Genomic DNA, 17,759 nt, shown 5'->3' on the forward strand with positions numbered 1-17,759 from the left:
TTTTTTTATGCTTTCCTAACGTTACCTCACCTTTTTAAAGGAAGAACAGGTTTGACAGCCTCATTACAACACTATCTGGTTATTACCGCGTTGGGTGCTGACCGCCCAGGCATCGTGAATACGATCACTCGTCACGTCAGCAGCTGCGGCTGTAATATCGAAGACAGTCGGCTGGCCATGCTTGGCGATGAGTTTACGTTTATCATGCTGCTTTCCGGCTCGTGGAATGCAATTAACCTGATTGAGTCAACTCTGCCGCTGAAAGGCGCCGAGCTGGATCTGCTTATCGTGATGAAGCGTACAACCGCGAGGCCGCCTCAGGCGATGCAGAACACCGTCTGGGTTCAGGTTGAGGTGCCGGATTCGCCGCATATCATTGAGCGATTTACGGCGCTGTGCGATACGTGGAAAATGAACATTGCCGAGCTGGTTTCCCGCACTCAGCCCGGTGCAAACGACGAGTCAGCACAGCTTTTTATCCAGATCACCGCCCACAGCCCGACTACGCAAAATGCATCAAATATCGAACAAGCGTTCAAAGCCCTATGTACAGAACTGAATGCACAAGGCAGTATTAACATTGTTAATTATTCACAGCATGATGAACAGGATGGAGTTTGAGTGATGAACCCACTGAAAGCCGGTGATATTGCACCGAAATTTAGCTTACCGGACCAGGACGGCGAGGAAGTAAATTTGACCGACTTCCAGGGACAGCGTGTTCTGGTTTATTTTTATCCGAAAGCCATGACCCCGGGCTGCACCGTACAGGCGTGCGGTTTACGCGATAATATGGACGACCTGAAAAAAGCAGGCGTTGAAGTACTGGGTATCAGTACGGATAAACCAGAAAAACTCTCCCGTTTCGCCGAAAAAGAGCTGCTGAACTTCACTCTCCTGTCTGATGAAGATCATCAGGTATGCGAGCAGTTTGGTATCTGGGGTGAAAAAACCTTTATGGGGAAAACCTACGACGGTATCCATCGTATTAGCTTCCTCATCGACGCCAACGGCAAAATCGAACATGTGTTTGATGATTTCAAAACCAGCAATCACCACGACGTGGTGCTGAACTGGCTGAAAGAAAACGCCTGACGCTAAGACAAACGCAAGACGCCGGGTCGTTCTCAACCACCCGGCGTCTTTTTTTAGGGCATTCCTTGCGGCTTCGCGCTAATGCTCGTCTTCCACGATCAGGCCATCCGGCCAGGCGTGCACCACCGCTTTGATGAGCGTCGCCAGCGGAATCGCGAAGAATACGCCCCAGAATCCCCACAGACCACCGAAAATCACCACCGACAGAATAATCACCAGCGGATGCAGGTTAACGGCTTCCGAGAACAGTACCGGCACCAGCAGGTTGCCATCCAGCGCCTGAATAATCAGGTACACCGCAAACAGGCTCCAGAACTCGGTTCCTGCGCCAAACTGGAACAGCGCCACGCCCACCACCGGAATGGTGACCACAAACGCGCCGATATAGGGGATTAATACCGAGAACCCCACCAGCACCGCCAGCAGCAGCGAATAGTTGAGGCCAAATAGGATAAAGCCAATCCACGTCGCCACGCCGACGACGATCATCTCCAGCACCTTGCCGCGGATATAGTTGGTAATTTGCTGGTTCATCTCTTTCCACACCTGCCCGGCCAGCCCGCGGTTGCGCGGCAGCACCCGGCGTACGGCGTTAAGCATCTGCTCTTTATCCTTCAGCAGAAAGAAAACCATCAGCGGCACCAGCACCAGATAGACCGCCAGGGTCAGCAGCCCGACCAGCGAGGCCAGCGAATACTTCACTACCGAATCGCCTACGGTTAACATGCGGCTGCGCATATTCTCCGCCATCGCGTCGATAATGCCGGCATCCATTAAGGCCGGATAACGGCGCGGCACCGTCGCGGCGAAATCGGAAAGTTTATTCAGCATCCCCGGCATATCGCGGATCAGATAAATGCCCTGCTGCCAGGCAACCGGCATCACCACAAACGCCATCAACAGCAGGATGCCAACGAACAAAATCAGAACGACCGAGGTGGCCCAGGTACGTGAAAAACCGATACGCTCCAGCCTGACGGTGGGCCACTCCAGCAAATAGGCCAGAACAATAGATACCAGTAGAGGTGCCAGCAGGCCGCTGAAGAAAAACATAATGCCGAACCCAGCCAGCAAAATGACCAGCAGCGCTATCGCCTCCGGATCGCTGAACCGACGACGGTACCACTGCATTAACATCTGAAGCATAAAACCCTTCCCTGAAGAGCGGAGCTGTAACAATCTCGGGAATTGTATCGAAATGTCACAAAAAAGACTTCGCTTTTTATGGGTAAAACCACAAACATTAATGACCGGGTGAATATCATATTTGCAACGCCGCGAACGACGGCTAAACTCGCTGAACCTGCTTGCGGTCAGGGAACATTACGCCGCACAATCGGTCAAACTGGCACACCTACATTACAGGACAGAGGTTATGTTCAGGCAGTTGAAGAAAACGCTGGTGGCGACCGTCATAGCGTCGCTGACGCTGGGTTCAATATTACCTGCTTTTGCCGATACCGCAGACACTCTGCCGGACATGGGCACCTCCGCAGGAAGCACGCTCTCCATTGGCCAGGAAATGCAGATGGGAGATTATTACGTGCGCCAGCTGCGCGGCAGCGCGCCGTTAATTAACGATCCGCTGCTGGTGCAATATATCAACGGTTTAGGCATGCGCCTGGTGGCGCACGCCAATTCGGTGCGCACTCCGTTCCACTTTTATCTGATTAATAACGATCAAATAAACGCCTTTGCTTTCTTCGGCGGTAACGTCGTACTGCACTCGGCGCTGTTCCGCTACTCGGATAATGAAAGCGAGCTGGCGTCGGTCATGGCGCACGAAATTTCTCACGTCACCCAGCGCCACCTTGCCCGCGCGATGGAAGACCAAAAGCGCAACGCTCCGCTGACCTGGGTTGGCGCGCTGGGGTCGATTCTGCTGGCGATGGCCAGCCCGCAGGCCGGCATGGCCGCGCTGACCGGCACCCTGGCGGGCAGCCAGCAGGGGCTGATCAGCTTTACCCGCCAAAACGAGGAAGAGGCCGACCGCATTGGTATTCAGGTCCTTCAACGTTCAGGTTTCGATCCGCAGGCGATGCCGGCGTTTATGGGCAAGCTGCTTGACGAGTCGCGTTACTCGACCCGGCCGCCGGAAATGCTGCTGACCCACCCCTTACCGGAAAGCCGTCTCGCCGACGCCCGCAACCGTGCGAACCAGATGCGCCCGGTGGTCGTGCAATCCTCGCCTGACTTCTACCTGGCGAAAGCCAGAACGCTCGGAATGTACACCTCCGGCGACAATAAGCTGGGCAACGACCTGCTGAGCAACTGGGAAAAAGGCAATATTCGCGAACAGCACGCCGCCCAGTACGGCCGCGCGCTGCTGGCGATGGGCAGCAACAATTACGATCTGGCGCGCAAAACGCTACAGCCGCTGCTGAGCGCCGAACCGCAAAATGCCTGGTACCTTGACCTGGCGACCGATATCGATCTCGGACAAAAGCGAGCCACAGACGCGATTAACCGCCTGAAGGGCGCCCGGGAACTGCGTACTAACCCGGTACTACAGCTCAACCTCGCCAACGCCCTGCTGGAAGGCGGGCAGCCGGGGGAAGCGGCGACGATCCTTAACCGCTATACCTTTAACAATAAAGATGACGTCAATGGTTGGGATTTGCTGGCGCAAGCGGAAGCTAAGCTGGGAAATCGCGATCAGGAGCTGGCAGCGCGCGCGGAGGGCATGGCGCTGGTAGGCCGACTCGATCAGGCCATTACCCTGCTCAGCAGCGCCAGCTCACAGGTGAAATTAGGCAGCCTGCAGCAGGCCCGCTACGATGCGCGTATCGATCAGCTGCGTCAGCTGCAGGAACGCTTCAAACCGTACCAGAAAATGTAAGGAGATCTCATGTCCGATACGGTCAAAATCTATCACAATCCGCGCTGCTCCAAGAGTCGCGACACCCTGAGCCTGCTGAAGGCTAACGGCATCGACCCTGAAGTGGTGCTCTATCTGGAGACGCCGCCGGATGCCGCCACGCTGCGCCAGCTGCTGAAGATGCTGGGAATGGCCAGCGCGCGCGACTTAATGCGCCAGAAAGAAGATCTCTATAAATCCCTCGATCTCGCTAATCCGCAGCTCAGCGAAGAGGCGCTGATCCAGGCAATGATCGATAATCCAAAGCTGATTGAGCGGCCTATCGTCGTCAGCCACGGCGAGGCCCGTATCGGTCGTCCGCCGGAGCAGGTACTGGAGATCGTCAACTAAACAGGAGGAGCCTCAAGCCGCAGCTCTGCTAAAGCTTGAGGATCTCTTTTACAAAAGGAATGGTCAGCTTGCGCTGGGCGGTAATCGAAGCGCGATCGAGCTGATCGAGGGTCATAAATAGCGAACGCATTTCGCGATCCAGGCGCTTGAGCAGGAAGCGGCAGACGTCTTCCGGCATTTCGAAACCGCGCAGCCTGGCGCGCAGCTGAAGCGCCTGGAGCTTATCTTCATCCGACAGCGGCTGCAGCTTGTAGATTTGCCCCCAGTCGAGACGCGAGGCCAGATCCGGCAACCCGAGATTAAGCTGGCGCGGCGGTCGATCGCCGGTGATCAGCAGCCGGGTTTTACCAGACTCGAGGATGCGGTTGTAGAGGTCGAAAATCGCCATTTCCCACAGTTCATCGCCCGCCACGCATTCAATATTATCGATGCAAACCAGCGACAGCTGTTCCATTCCATCCAGCACTTCAGGAACGAACCACGTCCGTTTATCCAGCGGAACGTAGCCCACCGCATCGCCGCGCTGGGAGAGTTCCGCGCAGGCCGCGTGCAGAAGATGGCTGCGCCCCGCCCCTTCCCGTGACCAGATATAGATGTATCCGCTATGATCCTGCCGCAGCACGTTCTGAAGGGCGGCAAGAAGAGAAGGGTTATCACCCGGCCAGAAACTCGCGAAAGTTTCATCATCGGGAAGATACAGTGGCAAAGAGAGCTGTGCCGGTGCGTTCAGATGGACCTCAACATAGGCTTGCAGAAAAACGCGGAGAGTTTAGCACAGAAATAGGCAAGGAGAGAACCGGGCGGGATCGCCGCCCGGTATAGGGATCAATGTTTTGCTTCTTCGCTATCCACAGCGTCGAGGACCACCTCTTCCGGACGCAGCACGCTTATCAGCTTGAAGATCAGGCTCAGGCCGATGCCGACAATGGTCGCCAGCGCCATGCCTTTCAGCTCAGCGGCGCCGATATGCACTTTCGCGCCGCTGACGCCGATGATCAGGATAACGGAGGTCAGAATCAGGTTCTGCGCCTTGTTGTAATCGACTTTAGATTCGATCAGCACGCGAATCCCGGATGCGCCGATGACCCCGTACAGCAGCAGCGAAACGCCGCCCATTACCGGCAGCGGGATAATCTGGATCGCCGCCGCCAGCTTGCCGACGCAGGAGAGCAGAATCGCGATGATCGCCGCGCCGCCGATAACCCAGGTGCTGTAGACGCGGGTGATCGCCATCACGCCAATGTTCTCACCGTAGGTGGTGTTTGGCGTTGAGCCAAAGAAGCCGGAAATCACCGTAGACAGGCCGTTGGCAAACATTGAACGATGCAGGCCCGGATCGCGGATCAGATCTTTTTTGACGATATTGGCCGTCACCACCAGATGTCCAACGTGTTCGGCGATCACCACCAGCGCGGCGGGCAGAATGGTGAAAATCGCAAACCATTCAAAGCGCGGGGTGTAGAAGGTCGGCAGCGCGAACCAGTGGGCCTCGGCGATGGGCGTGGTATCGACGACGCCCATCACGAAGGAGAGCGCGTAGCCGACCAGCACGCCGATTAAAATCGGGATAATCGCCAGGAAACCGCGGAACAGCACCGAACCGAAAACCGTCACCGCCAGCGTCACCATCGAAATAATGATGGTTTTGCTGTCCGGCGATTGCCCGTCAGCGGGCAGCAAACCGGCCATGTTCGCCGCGACGCCCGCCAGCTCCAGGCCGATAACCGCGACAATCGCCCCCATCGCCGCCGGCGGGAACATCACGTCCAGCCAGCCGGTTCCAGCTTTTTTGACGATAAAGGAGACGATGCAAAACAGCACGCCGCACATGATGAATCCGCCGAGAGCGACTTCGTAACCTAGCGGCAGCAAAAGCAGCACCGGAGAGATAAACGCAAAGCTCGATCCCAGATAAGCCGGAATTTTGCCTTTGCAGATGAAAAGATATAACAGCGTTCCGATGCCGTTAAACAGCAGTACCGTAGCCGGGTTGATATGGAACAGAACGGGCACCAGTACCGTTGCGCCAAACATGGCGAACAGATGTTGCAAACTAAGCGGGATTGTCTGTAAAAGCGGCGGTCTTTCACTCACCCCGATAGCACGGCGCGTCATGGCATTTTCCTCTGAGAGTCGTTTGTTGATTGCTGTTGGTGTGTTTTATTCAAAAAAAAGCCGACTCTCAAAGTCGGCTTTTTCTACTTCATCAATTATTTCGTACCAAAAATCTTATCGCCGGCGTCGCCGAGCCCCGGAATAATGTATCCGTGCTCGTTCAGGCCCTGGTCAATGGACGCGGTGTACAGCTCAACGTCCGGATGCGCTTTTTCCAGCGCGGCGATGCCTTCCGGGGCCGCCACCAGAACCAGCACCTTAATGCTGCTGCAGCCCGCTTTTTTCAGCAGATCGATGGTGGCGATCATTGAACCGCCGGTTGCCAGCATCGGGTCAACCACCAGCGCCATGCGTTCGTCGATATTAGATACCAGCTTCTGGAAGTAAGGAACCGGCTCAAGGGTCTCTTCGTTACGGTAGATGCCCACCACGCTGATGCGCGCGCTGGGTACGTGCTCAAGCACGCCTTCCATCATCCCCAGACCCGCGCGCAGAATCGGCACAACGGTAATTTTCTTGCCTTTGATCTGCTCAATTTCTACCGGGCCGTTCCAGCCTTCGATGGTGACTTTTTCAGTCGCCAGATCGGAAGTTGCTTCATAAGTCAGTAAGCTGCCAACTTCTGAGGCGAGTTCACGGAAGCGTTTGGTGCTGATGTCGTGCTCACGCATCAGGCCCAGCTTGTGTTTGACGAGTGGGTGTTTCACTTCCACGATCTTCATTCTCTTTCTCCTCTGAGGGGCAGCCACAAAAAAAATCGCCGGATTATACCGCCTTTTACCTTTTACGCCATAGCCGATATGTTTGACCGGGATCAACCAAAATGCTTTACGCTGCCTGAGCCAGTATAAGACAAAATAAAAAAACCCCGCGAAGGCGGGGCTGGATGGGGCTTTACGGCAGTTTTATAGCTTGTCGCCGTTGCTGCCGATAACCTGCTGATACCAGGCAAAAGATTTCTTGCGGCTACGCGCCAGCGTGCCGTTGCCCTCATTGTCCTTATCAACATAGATAAAGCCGTAGCGTTTTTTCATCTCACCGGTTCCCGCGGAGACCAGGTCGATACAGCCCCATGGGGTGTAGCCCATCAGGTCCACGCCATCCTCAACGACCGCTTTTTTCATCTCGGCGATATGGGCAGAGAGATAGTCGATTCGATACTGGTCATCCACCGAACCGTCCGCTTCGCGAACATCAATGGCGCCGAAGCCGTTCTCGACGATAAACAGCGGCAGCTGATAGTGATCCCAGAACCAGTTCAGGGAGTAGCGCAGCCCGACCGGATCAATCTGCCAGCCCCAATCTGACTTCTGCACGTACGGGTTAGAGACCAGGCTCTTGCTTTCATCATAATCCAGCTGCGGGTTGTCATCCGTTGCTTTCGTGGCGAACGACATATAGTAGCTAAAGCCGATATAGTCGACGCAGCCCTGGGTCAGCGCCACGCGGTCTTCTTCGGTGATATCCAGCGCAAATCCGCGGCGCTCGAAGTAGTTCAGCAGATGCTGCGGGTAGCGGCCGCGGACGTGAACATCGGTAAACCAGTAGCGGCGGTGCATGGCGTTCATCGCCATCATCATGTCGTTGGGCGCGCAGCTCAGTGGGTAAATCGGGCACATGGCGATCATGCAGCCAACCCACAATGACGGGTTAATTTCGCGAGCGGCTTTAACCGCCAGCGCGCTGGCGACCAGTTCATAGTGCGCCGCCTGATACATAACCGGCTCGCGGTCCTCTCCCGGCAGATATTTCAGTCCGGAGTTGGTAAACGGCGCAAAATCCTCGTGGAAGTTGGCCTGGTTATTGATCTCATTGAAGGTCATCCAGTACTTCACTTTATGCTGGTAGCGGGTAAACACCACCTGGGCAAAGCGGACGAAGAAATCAATCAGTTTACGGTTACGCCAGCCGCCGTACTCCGTCACCAGATGGTACGGCATTTCGAAGTGGGAGAGCGTAATCACCGGCTCGATGCCGTGCTTGCGGCACTCATCGAACAGGTCGTCGTAAAACTGCAGCCCGGCTTCGTTAGGCTCTTGCTCATCGCCCAGCGGAAAGATGCGCGTCCAGGCAATGGAGGTACGGAAGCACTTGAAGCCCATTTCGGCAAACAGCTGAATGTCGTCTTTATAGCGATGATAAAAATCGATCGCCTCGTGGTTGGGGTAGTTTTTCCCCGGCAACACGCCATCGGTGATTTCGCGCGGTACGCCGTGCGCGCCTGCGGTCATCACGTCGGCGACGCTAACCCCTTTACCGCCCTCTTTCCAGCCGCCTTCCAGCTGATGCGCCGCCACCGCGCCGCCCCACAGAAAACCTTCTTTAAATCCAGACATGTTCTCTCCCTATGCGCAGTCGCCGCTATGCGACCGGTATTGCTGATTGAAATGGTAAACCGCGCCTACCAGCCCGGCATCGTTGCCGTGGCTAACGGTGTCGATATATTCCGCAATGCCAAACCAGGCCAGATGTTCGCGCAGCAGCGCCAGAAAGCCCGGCCGTTCCACAATCCCGCCGCCGATCAAAATCGTTTGCGGGTCGAATAAGTTAACGAGGTTATATAGTCCGGTGCCCAGGCCGTTAAAGAATTCCGCGACCAGACGTCGACAGATGGCGTCGCCCGCATCGTAGCGGTCAAAAATCTCTTCGCCAGTGACGTCATCCAGCGCCTTGCCGATATGCTCAGCGTAGCGATGGCGCAGCACGCGCAGCGTGCAGTTTTCATTCATCGAATAGCGCCGCACATCGCGGGTACCCGGACGCGCGGTTTGCATATAGCCGAACTCGCCGGCGCGGAAGCGCGCGCCGTGGACCAGCTGGTTATTACAGAAAATCGCCCCGCCGATGCCGGTGCCGATGGTCAGGACCAGAAAGTTGCTCATGTCGGCGGCTTTACCCCGCCAGCGCTCGGCCAGCAGTACGCAGTTAGCATCGTTCTCAATGGCCACGGGCAGGCGCACCTGCTGCTCAAGCCAGTCCTTGATGGCGAAGTTATCGAATTTACGGATGGCGCCGCCCATTTCGATAAAGCCGGTATGCGGGTTAACGTAGCCGGGCGCGCTGATGGCCACCCCTTCGCACGCCGGGTGCGCGGCGATCCACACCAGCATCGCCTGCAGGATCTGGTCGCCGTCGCTGTCGATGATGGTCTGCTTTCCTTTCTCCAGCAGCGTGCCTTCGCGCGTCATTACCCCCATTTTTAACGCCGTGCCACCGATATCAAATGCGGCAATTTTCATCCTCAGCTTTCCTCCAGAATCCATCAAATTCACGGTTTCTCTCTGCTTGCAGCACAAAAGAAACCGGTTTCAGTGGCATGATGATTATTCCCGGCAACGCTGGCAAGCAGAAGACTGTACCCGGTTTCATTTTCGTGAACAGTATCAAATTTGCGCACTTAACGGCCGTTTTACGTCGACTGCAAAGCAGGCTCGCAAACGTTTGCTATCCCTGTTAGAATTGCGCCGTTTTTTATTGCTACCGCAAACGCGTGGAGACTTCGCAGTGACCGATAAAACCTCTCTCAGCTATAAAGATGCCGGCGTGGATATTGATGCAGGCAACGCTCTCGTCGACCGTATTAAGGGCGTGGTGAAGAAAACCCGTCGCCCGGAAGTGATGGGTGGACTGGGCGGATTCGGCGCGCTGTGCGCGCTGCCGCAGAAGTATCGCGAACCGGTTCTGGTCTCCGGCACCGACGGCGTCGGCACCAAGCTGCGTCTGGCGATGGACCTGAAGCGTCACGACACTATCGGTATCGACCTGGTCGCCATGTGCGTAAACGACCTTGTGGTTCAGGGCGCAGAGCCGCTGTTCTTCCTGGATTACTACGCCACCGGCAAACTGGATGTCGATACCGCGGCGAGCGTAATCAGCGGCATCGCTGAAGGCTGCCTGCAGTCAGGCTGCGCGCTGGTGGGCGGCGAGACGGCGGAAATGCCGGGCATGTACCACGGCGAAGACTATGATGTGGCTGGTTTCTGCGTCGGCGTAGTAGAAAAATCAGAAATTATCGACGGTAGCAAAGTGGCCGACGGCGACGTGCTGGTGGCGCTGGCTTCCAGCGGCCCGCACTCGAACGGCTACTCTCTGGTGCGCAAAATTATCGAAGTCAGCGGCGTTGACCCGCAAACCACCGATCTCAACGGTAAACCGCTGGCCGACCATCTGCTGGCGCCGACCCGCATTTATGTGAAATCCGTACTCGACCTGATTGCCAACGTCGACGTGCACGCCATCGCCCACCTGACCGGCGGCGGCTTCTGGGAAAACATCCCGCGCGTCCTGCCCGACAACACTCAGGCAGTCATCGATGAATCCTCCTGGCAGTGGCCGGACGTGTTCAACTGGCTGCAAACCGCCGGTAACGTCAGCAGCCACGAAATGTATCGCACCTTTAACTGCGGCGTTGGCATGGTTATCGCGCTGCCGGCGGAAGCGGCGGATAAAGCCGTTGCCTTCCTGAACGACAAAGGTGAAAGCGCGTGGAAAATAGGGTATATCAAAGCCTCTGATTCCGAACAGCGTGTGGTCATTGAATGAAAAACATCGTGGTGCTGATTTCCGGTAACGGTAGCAACCTGCAGGCGATCATTGACGCCTGCGCCCGGAAGAAAATCAACGGCACCCTGCGTGCAGTCTTCAGCAACAAGGCCGACGCGTTCGGCCTTGAGCGCGCGCGCGCGGCCAATATTCCGGCTCACGCGCTCGCCGCCAGCCAGTTTGCCAACCGGGAAGCCTTTGACCGCGAGCTGATGCACGAGATCGATGCTTACGCGCCGGATCTGGTGGTGCTGGCCGGCTACATGCGGATTCTTAGCCCGGCTTTTGTCGCCCACTATCAGGGGCGTATGCTGAATATCCACCCTTCCCTGCTGCCAAAGTATCCGGGGCTGCACACCCATCGCCAGGCGCTGGAAAATGGTGATGAAGAGCACGGAACATCGGTGCATTTCGTCACTGACGAATTGGACGGAGGCCCGGTGGTTCTGCAGGCTAAGGTACCGGTGTTCGCTGAAGATACCGAAGACGACATCACCGCCCGCGTACAAGCTCAGGAACACGATATCTACCCCCTGGCTATCAGCTGGTTTGTCGACGGCCGCCTGCGCGCGGAGGGCAACGAAGCCTGGCTTGACAATGTTCCTCTTCCGCCGCAGGGATACGCGGCAGAAGAGTAAACTTTCCCGCCTCTGGCGTCCGCTGGAGGCGTTTTTCATTGGCTCAGGCTTCCCGCACCGATGACCGCTCGCACTTTTCCAGACACAGCGCTTGCGTGTTCCAGCCTGCCGGTAGGGGGACTGGACGCTGCCAATCAAGTCCTCTGACGACCAAATCGGAAACCCCTTGCGCAAACAGGACGGGTAGCCCTCCAGGATAGGGTTCGACTCCCCAGGCCTTTCCCGTCTCTGGATTGAGGCACCAGGCGTTATCGATACCCATTCCTGTTGGCGAAAGAGGATTACAAGGCGGACGAATATCATAATTCCCCTGCCCGCCGTGGCGATGCAGCCGCTGGGTAAGCTGAATATTCTCAAGTCGTATTCGATTGATCGTGGCTGGGGTTTCACTGTGCATATTGATGGCGCCTTCACATTCTCCGCTAAGCCCGCGAAACTGGATTTGCGTAATCTCACCGGGCTCGATCTGCGGATGCCTGCGACGCGCGGAGAGGAAAATCGGGTCCGCCTCCCCCCAGTGACAGGCTGGCGCCGCCACACACGCAAAAGTCATGCTGGTAAAGAGCATTCTTCGTAGCCGGCCACCATCGCGTGAAATCAGGCCAATACCGCGATTCGAATCAAAGATAGTGCAATTGCTGACCACAATATCTTCAATATCTTGCCAGGTTTCCGTGCCGATTTTAAAAGCGCAGCTTTTTGAGCGCAGGGTACAATTGACGATTGTCACTTGACGTAAAGGTCGTTGGATAGCCGCCGGTTTATCGGTGGTTTTCAGACAAATTGCATCGTCCGCCGCACTAAAAAAACTATTAGCAATATGTACCTGCTGACAGCTATCGATATCCAGCGCATCAGTATTCGCCATGGTCAGATCGTTATCAACGCTAATGCCATCAATCACCACCTGTGAACACGAAACAAGATGAATGGTCCACATCGGCGCATGGTGTACACGGATATTTTCCAGCCTGACCCGCTGGCAATTTTCCAGAAGAATGATGCGCGGTCGCTGTTCGGCGGGCGTGCGATAGCCCATATCGTCAACCGATGAGGAGAACCAACCATCGGCATTACCGTAAATAGTACCGCCCCCACAAATCGAGATATTTTCGGCATCCCGGGCATAGAGAAAAGCCCGGTCGGAGCACTCTGCGCGGCTTAAGGCCACCGCCTGGGTGAAGTCAGCATAATTATCGCTGACGATGAGTTCCGCACCGGGTGACAACCACAGACAGGTATTTGACCCCATGCGTAACCCGCCAAGGTAATATTTTCCACTTTCCACCACCAGCGTACCGCCGCCCGCTTGCGATAAGGTATCCAGCGCTTTTTGAAAAATCTCAGTGTCGCGAGTCATACCATCTGCGTGCGGGTGCCAGTTTGAAAGAAAAATGTTCATAGGTTTTCCTGAGATGAAACGGGAAAGCTATCTGAACACAGTCATTATCGATCGCCGTAGGGCAAAACAGCCCTGACATAGGTAATCTGTCGGCATTCTCACAACTCCCTTTTTTCCCGCTGTTCATCTGTGATTAAGCACACATTTCTTCTCCCATCTTCCGCAGAAATAGCGATGGACATCACATTTCATTTTTTCGCCCGTGCGAATACTGCTGGCCATATCACGCTATTTATTTCATTTAATCCGCTTTCAACGCCTCGCTCTCAGTTCTTAACAAAAGCGACTTGATGACGATTCCGCAAAATTTTCACCTCTTTTACTGTGCTACTTCCTCTTTACTGACAGAAGAGACAGGAAAAATGACGAGGACAGTAACGGCACCACGGGAAGTAAAAACACGCAATATTCTCTGCTGGGGGATGGGCGATATCTTCGGCAGCGGCGCAATGACGATCACCGGGCTTTGGCTGCTTTATTTTTATATTGAAGTGGCGGGTCTTTCTCCCGCCGCCGCCGCATCCATCTTTGCGATCGCCAAAATTTGGGATGGCATCACCGACCCGATCATGGGTTATATCACCGACAATATTCGCACGCGCTGGGGGCGACGCCGACTATTCTTTATTATCGGCGCGCCGCTCTCTTTTTGCTTTGCCCTGATGTGGGTAAGCGGTTTTGGCTATGCCTGGTATCTTGGCACTTATTTGTTATTCAGCACCGTTTTTACCCTCTTGATGGTGCCCTACGATACGCTGCCCGCGGAGATGACATCGCGTTACGATCTGCGTTCAAAAATGTCTGGCGCGCGGATGCTATTTGCCCAGGCGACAGCGTTTTTATCTGCACTTATCCCAGGACAAATTTTGGCGCACGTCGCCGATAAATCGCAGGCATTTTTATATATCGGCCTGGTCTTTTCCGTACTCTTCGCCCTACCGTGGATCTTCGTTTGGCGGGGAACCTGGGAGCGGGAGAATCTGCCGCCGCCTTCGGCTCAGCGCGGGATGGGAAAAACACTTATCTCGCTGTATCGAGAGATGGCTTCAACTTTCCGTTTACGTACTTTTCGCATTCACATCATGATGTACGTGGGCGGAGCCGTCGCCCTGGATATTTTCGGCTCGCTGTTTATGCACTATCTCACCTACGTACTTCAGGTCGGCGCATCCTTAGCTTCCCAGGCAATGAGCCTGATGACGCTATTTCAATTTTTTGCCATCCCTTTCTTTACCTGGCTTTGTATTCGCATCGGCAACGGCAACGCCTACAAATTGGCGATTGGATTGATTATGTGCGCCTTATTGTGGTTCAGCCAGCTTTCCGCCTCCATAAGTCATTTGTCATGGCTCTTATTGGGTGGAGCCATCGTGATGGGTATCGCACGCGGCGGAACCTATCTTATCCCATGGAACGTCTACAACTTTTTACCTGATGTGGATGAAGCTTATACCGGCGTCAGACGTGAAGGCATTTACGCGGGCGTCATGATGCTAACGCGCAAATTTTCCCAGGCGCTAGCCCTGTTTATTGTCGGACTGGCGCTGGAGGCGTTTGGCTTTACCAAAGGCGCTGAATCGCAAGATGCCGCCGCGCTAAACGGCATCTGGTGGGTATTCCTTATCGGACCGGGTTTACTCACTCTGCTGGCGATGTACGGCGCGTTTCGCTTTCGTCTAAGCCAGGAGTGTCATCAGACGCTGACCTGCGAGCTAGAGCGTCTGCGGTCTGGCGGTAAACCAGAAGATGCATCAACGCAGATACGACAAACCGTAGAGCTGCTTACCGGACATCCGCATATGAATACCCACTGGCAGCACATTGCTGAAACGACAACACAAGGGAATCACTATGTCGCAGAAAATAAGCCATCCTGAACTCATCCTTCTTATCGAAAAACTGATCGATAGCCTCACCGCTATTCAGGATGACAGCGGTCAATTCCTGCAGCGCCTGCCTGACGGGCGCGTGATTGACACAAAAGGCTGGGCGGGATGGGAATGGACACATGGCATCGGCTTGTTTGGTCTCTACCGCTACCATGAACTTACCGGATCGTCTCGCGCCAGGCAGATTATTGACGACTGGTTCAGCGCCCGCTTCGCCGAAGGAACGCCGGAGAAAAATATTAACACCGCGATCCCTTTTTTGACGCTTGCCGGTCGCTACCAGCAGGACGCTCGTCACGAATGGCGCGCGTATCTGGAAGTCTGGGGAGATGCGCTTTATCGTCAGATTCCACGTACTGATGAAGGCTGCATGCAGCATGTCACCTACGAAAACGCGCATTATCAGCAAATCTGGGATGACACCTTGATGATGGCGGTTCTGCCTCTGGCCAGGCTTGGGCTTTTATTACAAAAACCTTACTGGGTAGAAGAAGCAAAATTTCAATTTCTACAGCACCTTCACTACCTTACGGACAGAAAAAGCGGTTTATGGTTTCACGGCTGGAACTTCAACGGCAGGCACCATTTTGCCGGGGCGCTATGGGCTCGCGGTAATAGCTGGATAACATTGGCGATTCCTGAACTGCTGGAAATGCTCAATCTTGATGAGCATGACGCCTTCTATCGCCAGCTCTGTAACATCCTGCAGGGCCAGGTATCCGCCCTCGCCCGCTGTCAATCTGAAAACGGGCTATGGCCGACGCTATTAGATGATGCCACAAGCTACGCTGAAGCCTCAGCAACGGGGGGATTCGCAGCCGGTATCCTGAAAGCGATACGTCTCGGCTACCTCGACGACCGCTATCTGCCCGTTGCCGAACGAGCAATTGCAGGCATTATTGAGCATATCTCGCCGGAGGGGGAATTAACCCAGGTCTCATTTGGCACGGCAATGGGACACGATCTTGACCATTACCGGCGGATCCCCCTGACCGCGATGCCATATGGCCAGGCGCTGGCGATACTCAGCCTGGTCGAGGCTTTATACCGCACGCGGTAATACCTAATGCCTGAGCGCCGACAGTTCGCTGCTCAGGCTATCAGCCAGGCTACGAACCCGACCCGCATCGAACATAATATGAAACCCAGGCGATGCTTCGCGCATCTGCTGGCAAAGCATCTCCATTTCGGATGCCCCCTGATACAACGCCTGCACGTTGATATGGCAGATTTCTCTCATACTCCAGCTATTCTCCACCTCACGAGCAAAATGCAGCGTAAAAAAAGCCTTCTGCGCATGCGTGAACAGCTGACAGTAGAGCGCCAGCCCACGCCATTCATTCTGCCAGAGCCGATAGAGCGCCGCGGGAAACGCGGCATTCTCGGCAAACTCCAGCGCCTGCGCGCATAGTTTCAGGGCATCTGCCGCGACCTCATCCTTCTCTTGCGCAATTCGCGTGAGGTTTTCCATCGATTTTTGCGGATCGTCACGCGTGAAGTGGATGTCCTGGGCCGACCCCGGCAGCCAGTGATCGCGCGCCAGCTGGCTGTACAAACTCCATACGGCCTGACCATAGCTTTCCGGTAGCTGACTATGGCGGTGAAAAACGTGATCGCGGACGTAAATCGCCTGGTAAAGCAGCTCCGTTGCCTGCTCCAGTAGCTGCTGAAAACGGCGGGCGACTGAAACATCGGGGCACCAGCCGTAACGCTCAGCCAGCCAGAGATCCAACAGCTGCTCCTGGGTCTTTCCCGCACCATGACCTAACAGCTGGCTACAGGCAAACAAATTGCATTCGCTTAACGTTTCCGGTATCCAGTGGTTATCAACGCTCTCCCAACTGGTTTTGCATATCGCACCGGTGATTCTGGGATTCGCGCTTTGGCACCACAGCAGTCGGCCTTTTAACTCATCGATGCGCAAGAAAGGCATAACGCCCCAACCCACCTCTTCGCCGGCTAAATCAATATCAACCCAGACGTCGCGCAGAGTGACCTGAAGCAGCGCGGGATTATTTGGAAATGCTGGCCAGAAACGTTCTGGCGTTAACTTGATCGATACCGAAACGGTTGGCGGAAGCGGCTCGATAGCATCGAGAACGGTGCCAAGATCATCATTACTTGCAGGGAAAACCCGTAAAACCAGATGTTTATTTTGCGCGCTAACCACCTGGCTCAGCGCCTGAAAACAACGGCGATAGAGCACAAAGCTTTGCGACGGTTGCCGGGCATTTTCAGGCTCATCCCTGGCGTTTATATCCCATTTAGGACGCGTAATCGGCAATAAACCATCGGTGCTGGAAAGCGCAATAATTAACCCCGTTAACGCTGGAATTCCCTGACAAACGCCGCGAATTTTGTCTGTCAGCCAGCGGCTCCAGAAATCGACATCAAAAAGGATCCCTTGCTGGTTATCCAGCAGATACTTATGCGACAACAGCAATTCCGTTGGGAACCCCAGCTCTTTCGCCTGTAAATAAAATCGCAGCCCCTGCTCGCGGCAATACATGGCGAGACGATTAAGGTAGACACAGCGCGCTCGCTGCTGACTGGAAACGCTATCGTTATAGTGAAAAGGCGTATATCCCTTCGGGGACACCAGCTTACCGAAGAGATCTGCCTGCCCCACCACGATAGTATTAAAGCCGTGCTGAGAGGCATACCTGACCAGATTGCATACCGATGACCAGTTCCATATATCCTGATTATTCAGTTCTAACGCCCGCGTCTCCCACATGGTTTTGCTCCTGAATCTCACCTTGCCTTGACCATAACGTATGTCGTGAAAATCGTCTGTTTTTCTTCGCTATATACTGCAAGAAAACAGTCATACTTCTTTGACATAATTGGACATTCAGTGGCAAAGCTCG

16 protein-coding genes are annotated in these 17,759 nt (G+C 54.9%); 8 read left to right on the forward strand and 8 right to left on the reverse strand.

Going from position 1 to position 17,759, the window contains the following annotated elements; genetic code table 11:
• Nucleotides 1–51 precede the first annotated feature (51 nt).
• Both CMQ96_RS21455 and bcp read left to right on the forward strand, forming a co-directional pair.
• A complete protein-coding gene (locus tag CMQ96_RS21455) occupies nt 52–621 on the forward strand; it encodes a glycine cleavage system transcriptional repressor (protein WP_004123480.1) in 570 nt (189 codons plus the stop codon).
• Nucleotides 622–624: 3 nt separating this feature from the next.
• Entirely contained in the window at nt 625–1,095 is a 471-nt protein-coding gene (gene bcp, locus CMQ96_RS21460; protein WP_004104423.1) for a thioredoxin-dependent thiol peroxidase, read from the forward strand.
• A 78-nt stretch (nt 1,096–1,173) separates the two neighbouring features.
• Here bcp and CMQ96_RS21465 read toward each other — a convergent pair whose 3' ends face one another.
• Entirely contained in the window at nt 1,174–2,241 is a 1,068-nt protein-coding gene (locus tag CMQ96_RS21465) for an AI-2E family transporter (protein WP_004123481.1), read from the reverse strand.
• A gap of 229 nt (nt 2,242–2,470) precedes the next feature.
• Between CMQ96_RS21465 and bepA the strand changes: the two genes are divergently transcribed.
• Complete coding sequence (gene bepA / locus CMQ96_RS21470) at nt 2,471–3,934, forward strand: beta-barrel assembly-enhancing protease (RefSeq protein ID WP_004136506.1); 1,464 nt, start codon at nt 2,471–2,473, stop codon at nt 3,932–3,934.
• A gap of 9 nt (nt 3,935–3,943) precedes the next feature.
• Nucleotides 3,944–4,303, forward strand: a complete 360-nt coding sequence (gene arsC, locus CMQ96_RS21475; protein WP_004136504.1) for an arsenate reductase (glutaredoxin) — start codon at nt 3,944–3,946, stop codon at nt 4,301–4,303.
• Nucleotides 4,304–4,331: 28 nt separating this feature from the next.
• Here arsC and CMQ96_RS21480 read toward each other — a convergent pair whose 3' ends face one another.
• From CMQ96_RS21480 to bglK, 5 genes are all read right to left on the reverse strand, one after another.
• On the reverse strand, nt 4,332–5,033 hold the full coding sequence (locus CMQ96_RS21480; protein WP_212739160.1) for a DnaA inactivator Hda: 702 nt from the start codon (nt 5,031–5,033) through the stop codon (nt 4,332–4,334).
• A 95-nt stretch (nt 5,034–5,128) separates the two neighbouring features.
• Nucleotides 5,129–6,418: a uracil permease gene (gene uraA, locus CMQ96_RS21485; protein ID WP_049130681.1), complete on the reverse strand. Its 1,290-nt coding sequence runs from the start codon at nt 6,416–6,418 to the stop codon at nt 5,129–5,131.
• Between the two features lie 95 nt (nt 6,419–6,513).
• Nucleotides 6,514–7,140, reverse strand: coding sequence for a uracil phosphoribosyltransferase (gene upp / locus CMQ96_RS21490; protein ID WP_004123492.1), 627 nt, complete (start codon nt 7,138–7,140; stop codon nt 6,514–6,516).
• Nucleotides 7,141–7,323: 183 nt separating this feature from the next.
• Entirely contained in the window at nt 7,324–8,754 is a 1,431-nt protein-coding gene (locus CMQ96_RS21495; protein WP_004136494.1) for a 6-phospho-beta-glucosidase, read from the reverse strand.
• A gap of 9 nt (nt 8,755–8,763) precedes the next feature.
• Nucleotides 8,764–9,657: a beta-glucoside kinase BglK gene (gene bglK, locus CMQ96_RS21500; RefSeq protein ID WP_004136493.1), complete on the reverse strand. Its 894-nt coding sequence runs from the start codon at nt 9,655–9,657 to the stop codon at nt 8,764–8,766.
• A gap of 265 nt (nt 9,658–9,922) precedes the next feature.
• Here bglK and purM point away from each other — a divergent pair, with 265 nt between their 5' ends.
• On the forward strand, nt 9,923–10,960 hold the full coding sequence (gene purM, locus CMQ96_RS21510) for a phosphoribosylformylglycinamidine cyclo-ligase (protein WP_004136492.1): 1,038 nt from the start codon (nt 9,923–9,925) through the stop codon (nt 10,958–10,960).
• On the forward strand, nt 10,957–11,598 hold the full coding sequence (gene purN / locus CMQ96_RS21515) for a phosphoribosylglycinamide formyltransferase (protein ID WP_004853109.1): 642 nt from the start codon (nt 10,957–10,959) through the stop codon (nt 11,596–11,598). Before purM ends, purN begins: the two co-directional genes overlap by 4 nt.
• 43 nt (nt 11,599–11,641) lie before the next feature.
• Here purN and CMQ96_RS21520 read toward each other — a convergent pair whose 3' ends face one another.
• Complete coding sequence (locus CMQ96_RS21520; protein WP_049130676.1) at nt 11,642–13,000, reverse strand: glycoside hydrolase family 28 protein; 1,359 nt, start codon at nt 12,998–13,000, stop codon at nt 11,642–11,644.
• A 422-nt stretch (nt 13,001–13,422) separates the two neighbouring features.
• Between CMQ96_RS21520 and CMQ96_RS21525 the strand changes: the two genes are divergently transcribed.
• Both CMQ96_RS21525 and CMQ96_RS21530 read left to right on the forward strand, forming a co-directional pair.
• Nucleotides 13,423–14,877 carry an MFS transporter gene (locus CMQ96_RS21525; RefSeq protein ID WP_098067309.1) on the forward strand — a complete coding sequence of 485 codons (1,455 nt, stop codon included), beginning with the start codon at nt 13,423–13,425 and terminating at the stop codon, nt 14,875–14,877.
• The gene (locus CMQ96_RS21530) at nt 14,852–15,949 is read left to right on the forward strand and encodes a glycoside hydrolase family 105 protein (RefSeq protein WP_098067310.1); all 1,098 of its coding nucleotides are present in this window, start codon (nt 14,852–14,854) and stop codon (nt 15,947–15,949) included. Before CMQ96_RS21525 ends, CMQ96_RS21530 begins: the two co-directional genes overlap by 26 nt.
• A gap of 3 nt (nt 15,950–15,952) precedes the next feature.
• Here the strand turns inward: CMQ96_RS21530 and CMQ96_RS21535 are convergent, their stop codons facing one another.
• On the reverse strand, nt 15,953–17,626 hold the full coding sequence (locus CMQ96_RS21535; RefSeq protein WP_004136483.1) for a hypothetical protein: 1,674 nt from the start codon (nt 17,624–17,626) through the stop codon (nt 15,953–15,955).
• Nucleotides 17,627–17,759: the final 133 nt, after the last annotated feature.

This window comes from Klebsiella sp. MBT K-1 (assembly GCF_002556465.1).
In the GTDB taxonomy this organism is placed as follows: domain Bacteria; phylum Pseudomonadota; class Gammaproteobacteria; order Enterobacterales; family Enterobacteriaceae; genus Klebsiella; species Klebsiella grimontii.

Excerpts from the sequence above, each read along its gene's own strand:
- bcp (WP_004104423.1), top strand. The coding sequence starts at position 625 with ATGAACCCACTGAAAGCCGGTGATATTGCACCGAAATTTAGCTTACCG.
- CMQ96_RS21465 (WP_004123481.1), bottom strand. The coding sequence starts at position 2,241 with ATGCTTCAGATGTTAATGCAGTGGTACCGTCGTCGGTTCAGCGATCCG.
- bepA (WP_004136506.1), top strand. The coding sequence starts at position 2,471 with ATGTTCAGGCAGTTGAAGAAAACGCTGGTGGCGACCGTCATAGCGTCG.
- arsC (WP_004136504.1), top strand. The coding sequence starts at position 3,944 with ATGTCCGATACGGTCAAAATCTATCACAATCCGCGCTGCTCCAAGAGT.
- uraA (WP_049130681.1), bottom strand. The coding sequence starts at position 6,418 with ATGACGCGCCGTGCTATCGGGGTGAGTGAAAGACCGCCGCTTTTACAG.
- upp (WP_004123492.1), bottom strand. The coding sequence starts at position 7,140 with ATGAAGATCGTGGAAGTGAAACACCCACTCGTCAAACACAAGCTGGGC.
- CMQ96_RS21495 (WP_004136494.1), bottom strand. The coding sequence starts at position 8,754 with ATGTCTGGATTTAAAGAAGGTTTTCTGTGGGGCGGCGCGGTGGCGGCG.
- bglK (WP_004136493.1), bottom strand. The coding sequence starts at position 9,657 with ATGAAAATTGCCGCATTTGATATCGGTGGCACGGCGTTAAAAATGGGG.
- purN (WP_004853109.1), top strand. The coding sequence starts at position 10,957 with ATGAAAAACATCGTGGTGCTGATTTCCGGTAACGGTAGCAACCTGCAG.
- CMQ96_RS21520 (WP_049130676.1), bottom strand. The coding sequence starts at position 13,000 with ATGAACATTTTTCTTTCAAACTGGCACCCGCACGCAGATGGTATGACT.
- CMQ96_RS21525 (WP_098067309.1), top strand. The coding sequence starts at position 13,423 with ATGGGCGATATCTTCGGCAGCGGCGCAATGACGATCACCGGGCTTTGG.
- CMQ96_RS21530 (WP_098067310.1), top strand. The coding sequence starts at position 14,852 with ATGTCGCAGAAAATAAGCCATCCTGAACTCATCCTTCTTATCGAAAAA.
- CMQ96_RS21535 (WP_004136483.1), bottom strand. The coding sequence starts at position 17,626 with ATGTGGGAGACGCGGGCGTTAGAACTGAATAATCAGGATATATGGAAC.